Source organism: Rhodanobacter ginsengiterrae (assembly GCF_050026815.1).
Classification (GTDB): domain Bacteria; phylum Pseudomonadota; class Gammaproteobacteria; order Xanthomonadales; family Rhodanobacteraceae; genus Rhodanobacter; species Rhodanobacter ginsengiterrae.
This window is the reverse complement of the sequence record NZ_JALBWO010000057.1, coordinates 316,893-330,200: the sequence shown is the minus strand read 5'-3', so window position 1 is coordinate 330,200 and position 13,308 is coordinate 316,893. Positions and strand designations below refer to the sequence as shown.

Sequence of the window (13,308 nt, the reverse complement as noted above, 5' to 3'; positions counted from 1 at the left end):
AGCTGGTCAGGTATCACCGCGCTGCCGCCGCGATACCATGGCACCTCTCCTTCGCCCAGGACACGATCATGCTTCGACGTCTGCTTCCCGTCTGTCTGATGCTGGCGCTCGCCGCCTGTTCTTCCCGGCAGGACGCCGCAGCGCCCGCGCCGGTGTCCAAGGAAGAACTGGCGCCGGCGCCGGCGGCCAGCGCCGCCATGCCGGGCGCCGGCGAAACGGCCGCTGCGGTGCAAAAGCATCTGGCCGACTACGCCACGGTGAAACTCACCGCCGACCTGTCGAAGTTCGATGCGAAGCAGCAGCAGATGATTGCGCTGCTGGTCGAGGCGGCCGACAGCATGAACGCGCTGTACTGGCAGCAGGGCTGGGGCGACAAGGATGCATTGCTGCAGAAGATCAGCGACCCGGCCACGCGCGAATTTGCCGAGATCAACTACGGTCCGTGGGACCGGCTGGACAACGATCGGCCGTTTGTCGCCGGTATCGGTGCGCGCCCGGCCGGTGCGCAGTTCTATCCGGCCGACATGAGCAAGGCCGAGTTCGAGCAATCCCCGCTGAAGGACAAGTCCGGGCTGTACACCTTGGTGCGCCGCGATGCGCAAGGCCAGCTGATCACCGTGCCGTATCACCAGGCGTACAAGCCCGAACTGGAAAAGACCGCCGGCCTGCTGCGCGAGGCGGCGAAACTGGCCAGCGATGCCGGCTTCCGCAACTACCTCACGATGCGTGCCGAAGCGCTGCTCAGCGACGACTACCAGCCCAGTGACTTCGCCTGGATGGCGATGAAGACCAATCCGGTCGACATCGTGATCGGGCCGATCGAGACCTATGAAGACCAGCTGTTCGGCTACAAGGCCAGCTATGAATCCTATGTGCTGATCAAGGACCAGGCATGGAGCGCGAAGCTGGCGCGTTTCGCCCAATACCTGCCCGAACTGCAACGCGGCCTGCCGGTGGCGGACAAGTACAAGACCGAGAAGCCCGGTTCCGACGCCGACCTCAATGCCTACTTCGCGATCTACTACGGTGGCGACGCCAACGTGGGCGCCAAGACCATCGCCATCAACCTGCCCAACGACGAGCAGGTGCAGCTGAAGAAAGGCACCCGCCGGTTGCAGCTGGAAAACGTGATGCAGGCGAAGTTCGACAAGATCATGCTGCCGATCGCCCATGAGCTGATCGCCGACGACCAGCAGAAGAACCTCACCTTCGACGCGTTCTTCCAGAACACCATGTTCCACGAAGTGGCGCACGGGCTGGGCATCAAGGAAACCCTCGACGGCAAGGGCACCGTGCGCAAGGCGCTGAAGGACCAGGCCTCCAGCTTCGAGGAAGGCAAGGCCGACATCCTCGGCCTGTACATGGTGACCAAGCTGGCCGACAAGGGCGAGCTGGACAAGTCGAAGCTGATGGACAACTACGTCACCTTCCTTGCCGGCATCCTGCGCTCGGTGCGCTTCGGCGCCAGCGACGCGCATGCCAAGGCGAACATGGTGCGCTTCAACTTCTTCAAGCAGCAGGGCGCGTTCAATCGCGATGAAACCACCGGTCGCTACCGCGTCGATTTCGACAAGATGACCGCGGCGATGAACGCGCTGTCGGCGAAACTGCTGACCATCCAGGGCGATGGCGACTACGCCGCGGCGAAGCAGCTTACGGACCAGATGGGCACCGTCGATGCCGAACTGGCCGGCGACCTCAAGCGGCTGGACCAGGCGCACATCCCGGTCGACATCCGCTTCGAACAGGGGCTGGACGTGTTGGGCCTGAAGAAGCCCTGATTGGCCTACGCTGACGGGGCGCGACTGATCCAGTCGGCGACCGCTTGCGGATGCTCCAGATGCAGGTGGTGGCCGCCGTCCATGTGCTCGACGCTGATCTGCGCCACGCAGTCGGCGCGCGCCTGCATCGGGCCGCCGGGCAGATAGGACGTCGCCGGTTGCGCCAGCAGCAGTGAGGTGGGCGCGCTGATGCCGCGCAGCAGCGCGTGCACCTGCGACTCGGCCAGCCGCGTCGGGCTCGGCCGAGTCAGCGTCGGATCACTGCGCCAGCTCCAGCCGTGCTCGACTTCGACCAGGCCGCGCTCGACGATCGGGCGCGCCAGTTCGGCGGCCAGGCCGCTGACCATGCTGCGCGCCTGGATCGCCTGTTCGATGCTGGAGAACACGCGCAGGCGCTTGCTGTTGCCGTTGCGCGGCGCCACCGCTTCGCGGAAGCGTTGCAGCGTGTGGCTGCCGTCATCGCCCAGCGGTCCCAGCCCCTCGATCAGCAGCAGTTGCCCGATGCGCCCGGGATCCGCGGCCGCGACCAGTGATGCAATGCCGGCGCCCAGCGAATGTCCCAGCAGGGTGTACCGCGCAAGAGCGAGCATGTCGGCCGCGACGATCACATCGCGCACATAGTCAAGGTAGTGATAGCTGTTGCCTGGTGCCAGATGGTCGGAGTGGCCATGACCGGGCAGCTCCAGCGCGATGACGTGATGACGGCTGGCCAGCAGCGGCGCAAGACGGGCGAAGCTGCCGGCATTGTCCAGCCAGCCATGCAGGGCCAGCAGCGGTGGCAGCGAGGCAGCGCCCCAGCGCTGGGCGCGCAGCGAACGCTGCGGCAGCGTGATGGTGAATTCAGTCGGCGTCGGCACGCAGGTTCCTGGCGCGCTGTCCGGCCTGGATGCGTCGCCGGCGGGCGGCTTCGGCATCGTAGTCGGCGGCGAACTCCGGCCAGCCCTGGGTGTGCTGCAGCACCAGCGAGGCGAGGCTGCGCACCTGGCCGGGGCTGTCGTTGAGCGCGGGGATGTAACGCAGGTTTTCGCCACCGGCGCCAATGAAGAAATCACGATTCTGCATGGCGATCTCTTCCAGTGTTTCCAGGCAATCCACCGCGAAGCCGGGGCAGACCACGTCGAGCTGGCGCACGCCTTCGGCGGCAAGCTTGCGCACGGTGGCATCGGTATACGGATGCAGCCAGCGTTCACGCCCCACCCGCGACTGGAAGCTGAGCACCAGTTGCTGCTCGTCCAGCTGCAGGCGTTCGCGCAACAGCCGCGCGGTGGCGTGGCACTGGCAGAAATACGGATCGCCTTCGTGCAGGTAGCGCTCGGGAATGCCGTGGAACGACAGCAGCAGCTTGTCGCCGCGACCGTTCGTTGCCCACCAGCTTTCGATGCCTTGTGCCAGCGCCTCGATGTGCGCCGGGTGGTCGTGGTAGTCGTTGACGATGCGCAGCTCCGGCGGCCAGCGCAGCTGCTTGAGGGTGTCGGCGACGGCGTCCAGCACCGAACCGGTCGAGGTGGCCGAATACTGCGGATACAACGGCAGCACCAGCAACCGGCGTACGCCTTCGCGCTGCAGTTGTTCGATCGTCGGCTTCACCGAGGGTTCGCCGTAGCGCATCGCCAGCGCCACCTTGACCGGCGCCTGCGGCCGTTGCCGCGCGAGCTCCGCCTGCAGGCCGGCGGCCAGTGCCTCACTGCCGAAGCGCAGCGGTGAGCCGCGCTCTTCCCAGATCTTGCCGTAGGCGTGCGCCGAACGCTTCGGCCGCACGCGCAGGATCACCCCATGCAGGATCAGCCACCACAGCCAGCGCGGGTACTCGATCACCCGCGGGTCGGCGAGAAACTCGGCCAGGTACGGGCGCACCGCCTGTGCCGTCGGCGCCGTCGGCGTGCCCAGGTTGACCAGCAGTACGCCAGCCTGAACGGCGGCCATGCCGGGGTCGTGGGAATAGCCGGCAAGGCCGGTATAGTTGTTGCTGAATGGCATGGCGGTGGTCGTGCGAAGTCGATCAGTGAGTCTGCCACAAGCCTGGCGCATCGCGTTGCACCAGGCCCGGATCCCAACTTTCCCCCGTGTCCGGTCCGGACGCACCCCAGCATCGAGTGGAGCTGCCCATGTTGAAGACCCCCTTGCAACGAATGCTGCTGATCGGCCTGGCGCTCCTGCTGCCGGCCATGACCGTGCACGCCGAGGACCCGCCGCTGGTGCGCGCCAGCAATGCCGTGCGGGTACTGAACGACATCATGCAGGCGCCGGACAAGGCGATTCCGCAGGATTTGCTGCGCGACGCCCGCGCCATCGCGGTGATCCCCGACATGATCAAGGCCGGTTTCATCTTCGGCGGCCGCCGCGGCGAAGGACTGATTTCGGTGAAGGGCGCCGATGGCACCTGGTCCAATCCCAGCTTCATCACCATGACCGGCGGCAGCATCGGTTTCCAGGCCGGCGTGTCCTCCACCGACGTGATCCTGGTGTTCCGCACCCAGCGCGGCGTGGATTCGATCGTCAACGGCAAGTTCACCCTCGGCGCCGATGCTTCGGCCGCCGCCGGTCCGGTCGGGCGCACCGCCACCGCGGCCACCGACGCGCAACTGAAAGCGGAGATTTACTCGTACTCGCGCACGCGCGGACTGTTCGCCGGTGTCGCGCTGGACGGTTCGGCGCTGCGCATCGACTATGATGCGAATGCGGCGGTGTACGGCGCAGGCATCACCCCGCGTCGCATCTTCGAAGGCGGCGTCAGCAACGTGCCGACGCCGGTGGTGGACTTCCGCGACCGCCTCGAAGAGTACACTTCACGCTGATGCGGAAGTGCCGGCAGCGCGAGGCTGCCGGTACTCCGGTTCGATCCGTTCCTGAGGTAACACATGAGCATCTGGCATCTGATCATCCTGCTGGTCGTGGTTGTAGTGATCTTTGGCACCGGCAAACTGCGCAACATCGGCTCGGACCTGGGCAGTGCCATGCGTGATTTCAAGAAAGGCCTCAGTGGCGACGACGACGAAGCCAGGCGCAAGGAAGACGCCGAGCGCCTGCGCGCCGATCCACCCGCACCGCCCGCTGACCACGCCACGCAGAGTCAGCGCGACTCCAGCGATCCGAAGTAAGCAGGCAGGTCGCGGCGATGATCGAGATCAGCTTCGGCAAGCTGGTGCTGCTCGCGCTCATCGCGCTGATCGTGCTCGGCCCGGAAAAGCTGCCGGGCGCCGCGCGCACCGCCGGCGCCCTGGTCCGCCGCATGCGCAGCGGCTGGGACAACGTGCGCGCCGAAGTGGAGCGCGAGTTGCAGATCGAGGAAATCAAGCGCACTGCCCGTGAAGCGGCGGCCCGTGCCGAGGCGGCGCAGGCGGAACTGGACGTGGCGGTGCACAAGGTGCGCAACTTCGGCAGCGAGCTGCCGCATGGCGAGGCAACGCGGGTGGATGCGGAAGATCCCGCCGTGATGCGGCCCCTCGCCGATGCCCGTACCAGCGACCGCGAGGTTCCTGCAGCGGCCGAAGACAGTCGCACCGGCGATCTGTTTGCTCCGGCGAAGACCCCTGCGGAGCCGCCGCATGGCAACGCCTGAACCCGAGATCGATCTGCAGCAGGGCCTGTTTTCGCACTTGCTGGAGCTGCGCGCGCGCCTGCTCAAGGCCTGCGCCACGGTGCTGCTGGTGCTGCTGGCGCTGGTGCCGTTCGCCAACCGGCTGTACACCGAGCTGGCGGCCCCGCTGGTGGCGCGCCTGCCACAGGGCGCGCACCTGATCGCCACCGAGGTGGCCAGTCCGTTCGTGACGCCGCTGAAGCTGGCGTTTTACGCGGCACTGTTCATCAGCATGCCGATGATCCTGTACCAGCTGTGGGCCTTCGTCAGCCCCGGCCTGTACAAGCACGAGAAGCGGCTGGCCCGTCCCTTGCTCGCGGCGGCGCTGGTGCTGTTCTACGTCGGCTGCGCGTTCGCCTACTTCCTGGTGCTGCCGGCGGCGTTCCGCTTCCTCACCGCGGTGACCCCGCAGGGCGTGGAGATGATGACCGACATCACCCACTACCTCGATTTCGTGATGCTGATGTTCTTCGCGTTCGGGCTGTGCTTCGAGGTGCCGGTGGCGGTGGTGGTGCTTGCCGCGGTGGGCATCGTCGACGTGGCCAAGCTGCGCAGCGGCCGTCGTTACGCGATCGTGGGTGCGTTCGCGGTCGCCGCCTTCATCACCCCGCCGGACATCACCTCGATGATCATGCTGGCGGTGCCGATGTGCCTGCTCTACGAGCTGGGCGTGCTGGCGGTGCGCTGGCTGGTGAAGCCGGTGCCGCCAAGGTCGGCCGAAGGCTGAGTGGCGCGCCGGCCGGTCGATGGAGACCGGTCAATACAGATCGATCGGGTCCACGTCCAGCGACCAGCGTACCTTGCGCCCGGCCGGCAGCGCGGTCAGCGCCAGCTGCCATGAGCGCAGCATGCCGTGCAGCAGGCGTCGGCTGCCCGCTTCCAGCAGCAGCTGGGCGCGATGGCGGCCGGCGCGCAGCGGCATCGGCGCGGGCATCGGACCGGCGATCTGCAGCGCGTCATCGTCGGGCAGCGCCGCGCGCGCGGCGGCGAGAAATGCATCCACGTGCTCGCGCTGAACCGCTTCGGCGCGCAGCAAGACCTGGTGGCTGTACGGCGGCAACTGGATCAGCCGGCGTTCGGCCAGCAGATCGTGCGCCGCTGCCGCGTAGCCCTTGGCCAGCAGGTTGCGCAGCAGCGGGTGTTCCGGCTGGTGCGTCTGCAGCACCACGCGGCCGGGCTTGCGCGCGCGACCGGCGCGGCCGGCCACCTGCACCACCAGTTGCGCCAGCCGTTCGCCGGCACGGAAGTCGATGCTGTGCAGGCCTTCGTCGACACCGACGATGGCGACCAGGGTGAGGTTGGGCAGGTCATGCCCCTTGGCCAGCATCTGGGTGCCGACCAGGATCGCCGGCTGGTCGTCCTGCAGCGTGGCCAGCAATTGTTCGAAGGCGTCGCGCCGCCGGGTAGTCTCGCGGTCCACGCGCAATACCGGGACCTGCGGAAACAGCGTGACCAGTGCTTCCTCCAGCCGCTCGGTGCCCTGGCCTTGCGGTTTCAGCTCGCTGGCAGCGCAGGTGGGACAGGTTTGCGGCGGGCGCTGGCGATAGTCGCAGTGATGGCAGATCAGCTGGCGTCGCCCGGCATGCAGGGTCAGCGGCCGGTCGCAGCGGGGACAATCGGCGTGCCAGCCGCAGGCGTGGCACAGCAGTACCGGCGCATAGCCACGGCGGTTGCGGAACACCAGCGCCTGTTCGCCGCGCGCCACCGTATCGGCCACCGCGGACAGCAGCGCAGGCGACATGCCGTGTTCCAGCCGTTGCGCGCGCATGTCGATGATCTGGATCTGCGGAGCGCGCACGGCGCCCGGCCGTGCACGCAGGTGCAGGGTGCGGTAACGACCGGCTTCGGCATTGGCCAGCGATTCCAGCGACGGCGTGCCCGAACCCAGCAGCACCGGCACACCGAGCGCGCGGGCGCGCACCACCGCGAGGTCGCGGGCGTGGTAGCGGAAGCCATCCTGCTGCTTGTAGGCGCTGTCATGCTCTTCGTCGACGATGATCAGGCCGGCCTGCGGCAGCGGGGTGAAGATCGCCGAACGGGTGCCCAGGATCACCCGCGCCGTGCCTGCGCGCGCGCGCAGCCAGGCGCGTGCGCGGTCGCCTTCGGACAGGTTCGAGTGCAGCACCTCGACGATCACGCCCAGTCGTTCGCGAAGCCGTCGCACGGTCTGCGGTGCCAGTCCGATCTCCGGCACCAGCAGCAGCGCCTGCCGGCCCTGCGCCAGCACCTGCTCGATCAGGGCGAGGTAGACCTCGGTCTTGCCGCTGCCGGTGACGCCGTCGAGCAGGTAGGGCTGGTAGCTGCCCAGGCTGGCACCGACGGTGGTTACCGCCTGCCGCTGTTCATCGTTCAGTTGCGGTGCCAACGACGGCGGCAGGCGATGATCGAGCGGCGGCCGTTCGCTGCGCTCGATCAACTCGGCAGCGGCCAGTCGGCGCGCCGCCTCGCGCCAGCCGGGCAGGCGCTCGGTCAGTTCCTGCGCGCTCAATGCGCCGCCCGCCAGCAGCGCCAGCAAGGCCTTGCTGCCGCCGCGCCGGCTGCCGGCATCGTGGGCGCTGTGTCCGGCCACGGTGAGCGACCAGTACTCGTCGCCGATCGCCGGCAGCGGCCTGGCCTCGCGCAGGGCCAAAGGCAGCGCGTTCGCATAGGCCTCGCCCGGCGCGCCGAGCCAGTAGTCGGCGGCCCAGGCCAGGGTCTGCATCAGCTCGGCGTCGAGCAGCGCCTCATCGTCCAGCAGGCGCGTGACCTGCTTCAGCCGGCTGCCATCGACGGCTGCCGTCGCCTCGATCGCCACCACCACGCCAACCCGCTTGCCGCGACCGAACGGCACCAGCACCCGACTGCCCACGCATGCTTCGCCGCCAGCGGGCGGCAGATAGTCAAACAGGGTGGGCAAGGGCACCGGCAGGGCGATGCGCAGGACGGCGGGCATGGGCGATCTCATGGGCGGGCCAGTGTAACCGCCGGGGTCGGTTCAACTCGTCGTGTGCCGCTTGCAATTGCGCGAGGGCCGCAGGCGCCGAGTTGGGCGAACTTGCTCCCCGACTATCGAGGAGTCTGGGGTAAGTGACTGCCCCCGGGAGGGTTTTGAGCTTATCCACAGCGTCTGTGGATAAGTCTGTGGATGCAACGGGGAAGGGGCGCCTCAAAGGGCGTGGTGGCGCCTTTCATGACGGCTTGACGACGTTTTGGCCACGCAAAAAACATTTTGAAAATCAATCATGTGGAAATGCAGTTCGGGCAGGGTTCACATAATTGGCAGAGTTGGCCGGCGCGCCTTGACAGGCCCGTGACGCTGTGCAAAACCCCCGGCGGAGCGGCCGGAAAACGGCCTCAGTGGGCCATCCCGAGCATGGCGGCGATCATCAGCGCCAGCAGCAGCAGCCAGAAGTAGCACCAGCCGATAAACCAGAATTTCAGCAGGGTCATCGGCCAGCCCTGGTGGTAGATCCGCTTCTGCATGATCAACAGGTAGACCGGTATCCACAGTGCCAGCGCCCATTCCAGCCAGTGCAGCGGATGAGTGATCCAGGCGGCGTGTGGCGCCAGCCAGCTGGACAGGGCGCCAAGCGACACCCCCAGCAACAGGCTGAGGAACATGCAGGCGTGGCTGTGCAGCGCCACGATCAGGTGTTCCATGTACAGCCGCCGGCGGAAGACATAGAACAGCTTGAGCAGCAGGGCGAACAGCGGAATCATCACGAACATGGTCGGCGGCAGCACGCCGAAGAAGTTCGCCAGCATCCGGTCGGTCGCTTCCTGGCGGCTTGCGCCGGGGGACTTCAGCGCGCGGATGTTGGCCTTGAGATGGTCGACGCCAACGGAAAGCCGATGATTGACGAATCCAGGCAGCCACGCGATGTCGATGTGCGAGGGCCGGGTCAGCCAGCTGTCCTTGATCTTCGTGTGAAGGTGCGGCGTCTGATCGTCCAGCGCGGGCGGCGTCACAGACGGCGTGCTCACTGCCGGCTTGGGAGGCACCTGGGTTGCCGACGTCTTTTCCAGGGTCTGCAGCCGTTGCGTGGCTTGTTGTCGCAAGGCGCTTTCGGCCTTGTCCAGGTTGGGTGCGGCAAGGCTGCTCATGGCTCCCATCGCCACGCGCGCCCGCCGCAGCTCGGTCAACTGCTGTTGCAGGGCCAGTTCCACCTCGGCCGGGGTGGTCGCTGCATCGAACGCATTGTCCGTCGTGTTGACCTCGGTGTTCGGACCGAGCTCGATGTGGCTGCTCTCGATGCGCAGGTGGCAGACGAAGAACACCAGCAGGCACAGCACGAACATCAGCCGGAACGGGGCGATGTAGCGCACCCGCCGGCCGCTGAAATATTCCAGCGTGAGGAAGCCGGGCTTGAGCAGCAGCGGCGGCAGCGTGTGCACGATGCGGCCGTCGATGTGCAGCACGGTTTCGACGGTCTCCTCGAACATGTGGTGCATCGGCTGCAGCACGCTGTGGATCGACTGGCCGCATTCGTGGCAGAACTCGCCCTGCATCGCGGCGCCGCAATTGGCGCAATGCAATCCCTCGTGGCTGGTCAGCTGCTTCATCGCGGTTCCCGTCCGGTGCAGCGGGCGATCTTCGCACAGCGCCGCCTGCGGCGGGGCGTGACGAATGGCTCAGGTAGAATGTGCCGCCCTGGAGTCTGCTGTGTCGATGAAGTCCTTCCGTCCCGAGCGCACCCGCCTGCTGCACGAGGTGAGCGCCACCGTGCGCCTCGCGCTGCCGCTGATTGCCGCCCAGCTGGCGGCGATCGGCAGCAACGTGATCGACACGGTGCTGGCCGGCCACGTCGGTGAACACGTGCTGGGCGCGGTGGCGGTGGGCGCGAACATCTGGTCGCTGGCGATCGTCAGCGGCATCGGCATGATGATGGCGGTGCCACCTTCGGTGGCCCAGCTCGATGGCGCCGGGCGCCGGCCCGAGGTCGGCGCGGTGTTCCACCAGGCCTTGTGGATGGCGCTGGGCATGGGCGTGCTGCTGTGGTTCGCGGTGCGCCACGCGGCGCCGCTGATCGACTTCATCGGGGTGGCGCCGAGCCTGCGCCACGACGTGCAACGCTTTCTGCTGGCGATCAGCTGGGGCGCGCCGGCGTTGACCTGCTACTTCGCGCTGCGCGGCCTGTCCGAAGGCCTGTCGCTGACCCGGCCGTCGATGTACTTCAGCCTGGGCGGGTTGGTGCTGCTGATCCCGCTGGGTTACGTGCTGATGTTCGGCAAGCTGGGTATTCCGCCGCAGGGCGCGCACGGTTGCGGCGTGGCCACCGCGATCGTGCTGTGGCTGGAGATGCTGGCGTTCGGCATCTATGTGATCTTCCGGCGCAATTACCGCGGGCTGGGACTGTTCGACCGTTTCGAATGGCCGGACCTGCGCCGGATCGGCCACCTCCTGCACATCGGCCTGCCGATGACGGTGACCCTGCTGGCCGAGGCCGGACTGTTCGTGGCCACCGCGCTGATCATCGCCACGCTGGGCGAGTCGGTGATTGCCAGCCACCAGATCGCGATCAACATCGCCTCGTTCTTCTTCATGATCCCGCTGGGGCTGGCGATGGCCATCACCGTACGCGTTGGCAACGCGGTGGGCCGTCGCGACGAGCAGGGCGTGCGTTATGCGGGTTTCTGCGGGATCGGCCTCACCCTGGCGACGCAGCTGCTTTCGGCCGGACTGATGCTGGGCCTGCCGCATTTCATCGCCACGCTGTACACGCACGATCCGAAGGTGATCGCGCTGGCCGCGCAGCTGATCGTGCTGGCCGGGCTGTTCCAGTTTTCCGACGGCATCCAGGTGGCGGCCAACGGCGCGCTGCGCGGCCTCAAGGACACCCGCGTGCCGATGGCGATCACCCTGTTCGCCTACTGGGTGGTCGGCATGCCGGTCGGCTGGTGGCTGGCATTCCACCACGGCATGGGCGCGCGCGGCATGTGGATCGGCCTCATCGCCGGCCTGTCGGTGGCCGCGGTGATGCTGTTCACCCGCTTCTGGCGCAGTGCCTGGAAGCAGCGCTGGCGTCGCTCGCTGCCGGCCACGGCGACCGCCTGACGATATCCGCCCCACCCGCCACGCTTGCCTTCAACACCGGATACCCATCGCATGACCTCACCGCCACCGCCACCGCTCCGCCGCAATGGCTTCTGGGCCTTTCTCTGCACCGTGGGGCGCGTCATCAACGGCTTCCGGCTGGTGATCATCAACCTGGTGTTCTTCGGCCTGCTGTTCATCCTGCTGCTGGTGCTGGGCGCGGACGTGGACCGCACGGTGCAAGCCGACAGCGTGCTGGTGATCAAGCCGCAAGGTCAGCTGGTCGAGCAATCCAGCATCGATCCGCTGCAGCGCGCACTGGCCGGGCTGTCCGGCGAAGAGCCGAAACAGGTGCAATTGCGTGACCTGGTCGGTGCGATCGATGCGGCGGCGAAGGACAAGCGGATCAGCCGCATCCTGCTGCTGCCGGACCAGCTGCAGGGTGGTTTCGCTGCCTTGCACGAGGTGGGCGCGGCACTGGACCGCTTCCGTGCGGCGGGCAAGCCGGTGATCGCCTGGGGCGTGAACCTCGATCAGGGGCAGTTCTACCTGGCCGCGCACGCCGACCGCCTGCTGATCGATCCGCAGGGCGGGGTGATGATCACCGGGCTGGCCAACTACCGGCTGTTCTACAAGGACCTGCTGGACAAGCTCGGTGTGGACGTCCATCTGTTCCGCGTCGGCGAGTTCAAGAGCGCGGCCGAGCCATACATCCTCAACCACGCCTCGGCCGAGGCGAAGCAGGCCGACAGCTACTGGATGAGCGGCCTGTGGGATGGCTATCTGGCCGAGGTGGCGCAGCTGCGCAAGCTGGACCCGGCAACGCTGCGCGACGACATCGACAACCTGCCCGAACATATCGCCAGCACCGCTGGCAACCTCGCCGAGCTGGCGCTGAACCAGCATCTGGTCGACGGGCTGGCCACCCGCGCCCAGCTGATCGCGATGATGCGCAAGGAAGGCGTACCGGCCGACCGCAAGGGCGACAGTTTCCGCCAGGTCGCATTCGGTCGCTATGCGACGGCCGTGTCGGCCACCGGCGATCTGCTGGCGCCGGGCGTGGCGATCGTGGTGGCCGAGGGCGAGATCGCCGGCGGCAAGCGCGGGCCCGGCTCGATTGGTGGCGATTCGACGGCAGCCCTGGTGCGCAGCGCGCGCGAGGATCGCAAGACCAAGGCGTTGGTGCTGCGGGTCAACTCGCCCGGCGGCGAAGTGTATGCCGCCGAACAGATCCGCCGCGAGATCGAGCTGACCCGCGCGGCCGGCATTCCGGTGGTGGTTTCCATGGGCGACGTGGCGGCCAGTGGCGGCTACTGGATCTCGATGAATGCCAACCGCATCTTCGCCGAGCCGAACACGATTACCGGCTCGATCGGCATCTTCGGCCTGTACTACACCGTGCCTGGCACGCTGGCGAAGCTGGGTGTGCAGAGCGATGGCGTCGGCACTGGGCCGATGGCCGGCGCGTTCGACATTACCCGTCCGCTCGATCCGAAGGTCGGCACGGTGATCCAGGCGATCATCGACAAGGGTTATCGCGATTTCGTCGGCAACGTGGCCAAGGCGCGCGGCAAGAGTTACCAGGCGATCGACGCGATCGCGCAAGGAAGGGTGTGGACCGGCGAGCAGGCGCTGCAGCGCGGGCTGGTCGACCAGCTCGGCGGGCTCGATGCGGCGGTCGCCGATGCAGCCAGTCTGGCCCACCTGGGCAAGGGCTATCCGGTACGCTACGTGGAACCGCCGCAGGGTGGCTTCGAGCGCTTCCTGATCGGCCTCAACCAGAGCGCCGGCGTGCACGTGCTGCAATCGTTCGGCGTGCGCCTGCCGAGCTGGGTCGCGCAACTGCCGGCGAAGGCCCCCGAGCTGCAGTTGTTGCGCAACGCCCGCGCCGGAACCCCGAACATCTACGCGGACTGCCTGTGCCGTCCGCGGTGAGG

At 67.4% G+C, this 13,308-nt stretch carries 11 protein-coding genes; 7 read left to right on the top strand and 4 right to left on the bottom strand.

Annotated features, from left to right (window positions below; genetic code table 11):
- Positions 1-68: 68 nt before the first annotated feature.
- A complete protein-coding gene (locus ACQGNJ_RS16525; protein WP_426690341.1) occupies positions 69-1,781 on the top strand; it encodes a dipeptidyl-peptidase 3 family protein in 1,713 nt (570 codons plus the stop codon).
- A 5-nt stretch (positions 1,782-1,786) separates the two neighbouring features.
- Here ACQGNJ_RS16525 and ACQGNJ_RS16520 read toward each other — a convergent pair whose 3' ends face one another.
- Together ACQGNJ_RS16520 and hemH are read right to left on the bottom strand one after the other, a co-directional pair.
- Entirely contained in the window at positions 1,787-2,638 is an 852-nt protein-coding gene (locus ACQGNJ_RS16520) for an alpha/beta fold hydrolase (RefSeq protein WP_426690340.1), read from the bottom strand.
- Positions 2,622-3,758: a ferrochelatase gene (hemH, locus tag ACQGNJ_RS16515; RefSeq protein ID WP_426690339.1), complete on the bottom strand. Its 1,137-nt coding sequence runs from the start codon at positions 3,756-3,758 to the stop codon at positions 2,622-2,624. The genes ACQGNJ_RS16520 and hemH overlap by 17 nt, the downstream gene beginning before the upstream one ends.
- Before the next feature lie 128 nt (positions 3,759-3,886).
- On the opposite strand from hemH, the gene ACQGNJ_RS16510 reads away from it, so the two are divergent.
- The 4 genes from ACQGNJ_RS16510 (at position 3,887) to tatC (ending at position 6,085) form a co-directional block, all read left to right on the top strand.
- Positions 3,887-4,576, top strand: coding sequence for a lipid-binding SYLF domain-containing protein (locus ACQGNJ_RS16510; protein ID WP_426690338.1), 690 nt, complete (start codon positions 3,887-3,889; stop codon positions 4,574-4,576).
- Between the two features lie 63 nt (positions 4,577-4,639).
- Positions 4,640-4,879, top strand: coding sequence for a twin-arginine translocase TatA/TatE family subunit (gene tatA, locus ACQGNJ_RS16505; protein WP_426690337.1), 240 nt, complete (start codon positions 4,640-4,642; stop codon positions 4,877-4,879).
- Positions 4,880-4,896: 17 nt separating this feature from the next.
- A complete protein-coding gene (gene tatB, locus ACQGNJ_RS16500; protein ID WP_426690336.1) occupies positions 4,897-5,340 on the top strand; it encodes a Sec-independent protein translocase protein TatB in 444 nt (147 codons plus the stop codon).
- Positions 5,327-6,085, top strand: a complete 759-nt coding sequence (gene tatC, locus ACQGNJ_RS16495; protein ID WP_426690335.1) for a twin-arginine translocase subunit TatC — start codon at positions 5,327-5,329, stop codon at positions 6,083-6,085. The genes tatB and tatC overlap by 14 nt, the downstream gene beginning before the upstream one ends.
- Before the next feature lie 30 nt (positions 6,086-6,115).
- Here tatC and ACQGNJ_RS16490 read toward each other — a convergent pair whose 3' ends face one another.
- Both ACQGNJ_RS16490 and ACQGNJ_RS16485 read right to left on the bottom strand, forming a co-directional pair.
- Positions 6,116-8,290, bottom strand: coding sequence for a primosomal protein N' (locus tag ACQGNJ_RS16490; protein ID WP_426690334.1), 2,175 nt, complete (start codon positions 8,288-8,290; stop codon positions 6,116-6,118).
- 401 nt (positions 8,291-8,691) lie between these two features.
- Positions 8,692-9,900 carry a DUF3667 domain-containing protein gene (locus tag ACQGNJ_RS16485; protein WP_426690333.1) on the bottom strand — a complete coding sequence of 403 codons (1,209 nt, stop codon included), beginning with the start codon at positions 9,898-9,900 and terminating at the stop codon, positions 8,692-8,694.
- Between the two features lie 106 nt (positions 9,901-10,006).
- Between ACQGNJ_RS16485 and ACQGNJ_RS16480 the strand changes: the two genes are divergently transcribed.
- Together ACQGNJ_RS16480 and sppA are read left to right on the top strand one after the other, a co-directional pair.
- Positions 10,007-11,392, top strand: coding sequence for an MATE family efflux transporter (locus ACQGNJ_RS16480; protein ID WP_426690332.1), 1,386 nt, complete (start codon positions 10,007-10,009; stop codon positions 11,390-11,392).
- Positions 11,393-11,443: 51 nt separating this feature from the next.
- On the top strand, positions 11,444-13,306 hold the full coding sequence (gene sppA, locus ACQGNJ_RS16475; RefSeq protein WP_426690331.1) for a signal peptide peptidase SppA: 1,863 nt from the start codon (positions 11,444-11,446) through the stop codon (positions 13,304-13,306).
- Positions 13,307-13,308: the final 2 nt, after the last annotated feature.

Bases quoted from the DNA above. Each gene is read 5' to 3' on its own strand.
- tatA (WP_426690337.1), top strand. From the start codon at position 4,640: ATGAGCATCTGGCATCTGATCATCCTGCTGGTCGTGGTTGTAGTGATC.
- ACQGNJ_RS16485 (WP_426690333.1), bottom strand. From the start codon at position 9,900: ATGAAGCAGCTGACCAGCCACGAGGGATTGCATTGCGCCAATTGCGGC.
- tatB (WP_426690336.1), top strand. From the start codon at position 4,897: ATGATCGAGATCAGCTTCGGCAAGCTGGTGCTGCTCGCGCTCATCGCG.
- ACQGNJ_RS16490 (WP_426690334.1), bottom strand. From the start codon at position 8,290: ATGCCCGCCGTCCTGCGCATCGCCCTGCCGGTGCCCTTGCCCACCCTG.
- ACQGNJ_RS16510 (WP_426690338.1), top strand. From the start codon at position 3,887: ATGTTGAAGACCCCCTTGCAACGAATGCTGCTGATCGGCCTGGCGCTC.
- hemH (WP_426690339.1), bottom strand. From the start codon at position 3,758: ATGCCATTCAGCAACAACTATACCGGCCTTGCCGGCTATTCCCACGAC.
- ACQGNJ_RS16480 (WP_426690332.1), top strand. From the start codon at position 10,007: ATGAAGTCCTTCCGTCCCGAGCGCACCCGCCTGCTGCACGAGGTGAGC.
- ACQGNJ_RS16525 (WP_426690341.1), top strand. From the start codon at position 69: ATGCTTCGACGTCTGCTTCCCGTCTGTCTGATGCTGGCGCTCGCCGCC.
- sppA (WP_426690331.1), top strand. From the start codon at position 11,444: ATGACCTCACCGCCACCGCCACCGCTCCGCCGCAATGGCTTCTGGGCC.
- tatC (WP_426690335.1), top strand. From the start codon at position 5,327: ATGGCAACGCCTGAACCCGAGATCGATCTGCAGCAGGGCCTGTTTTCG.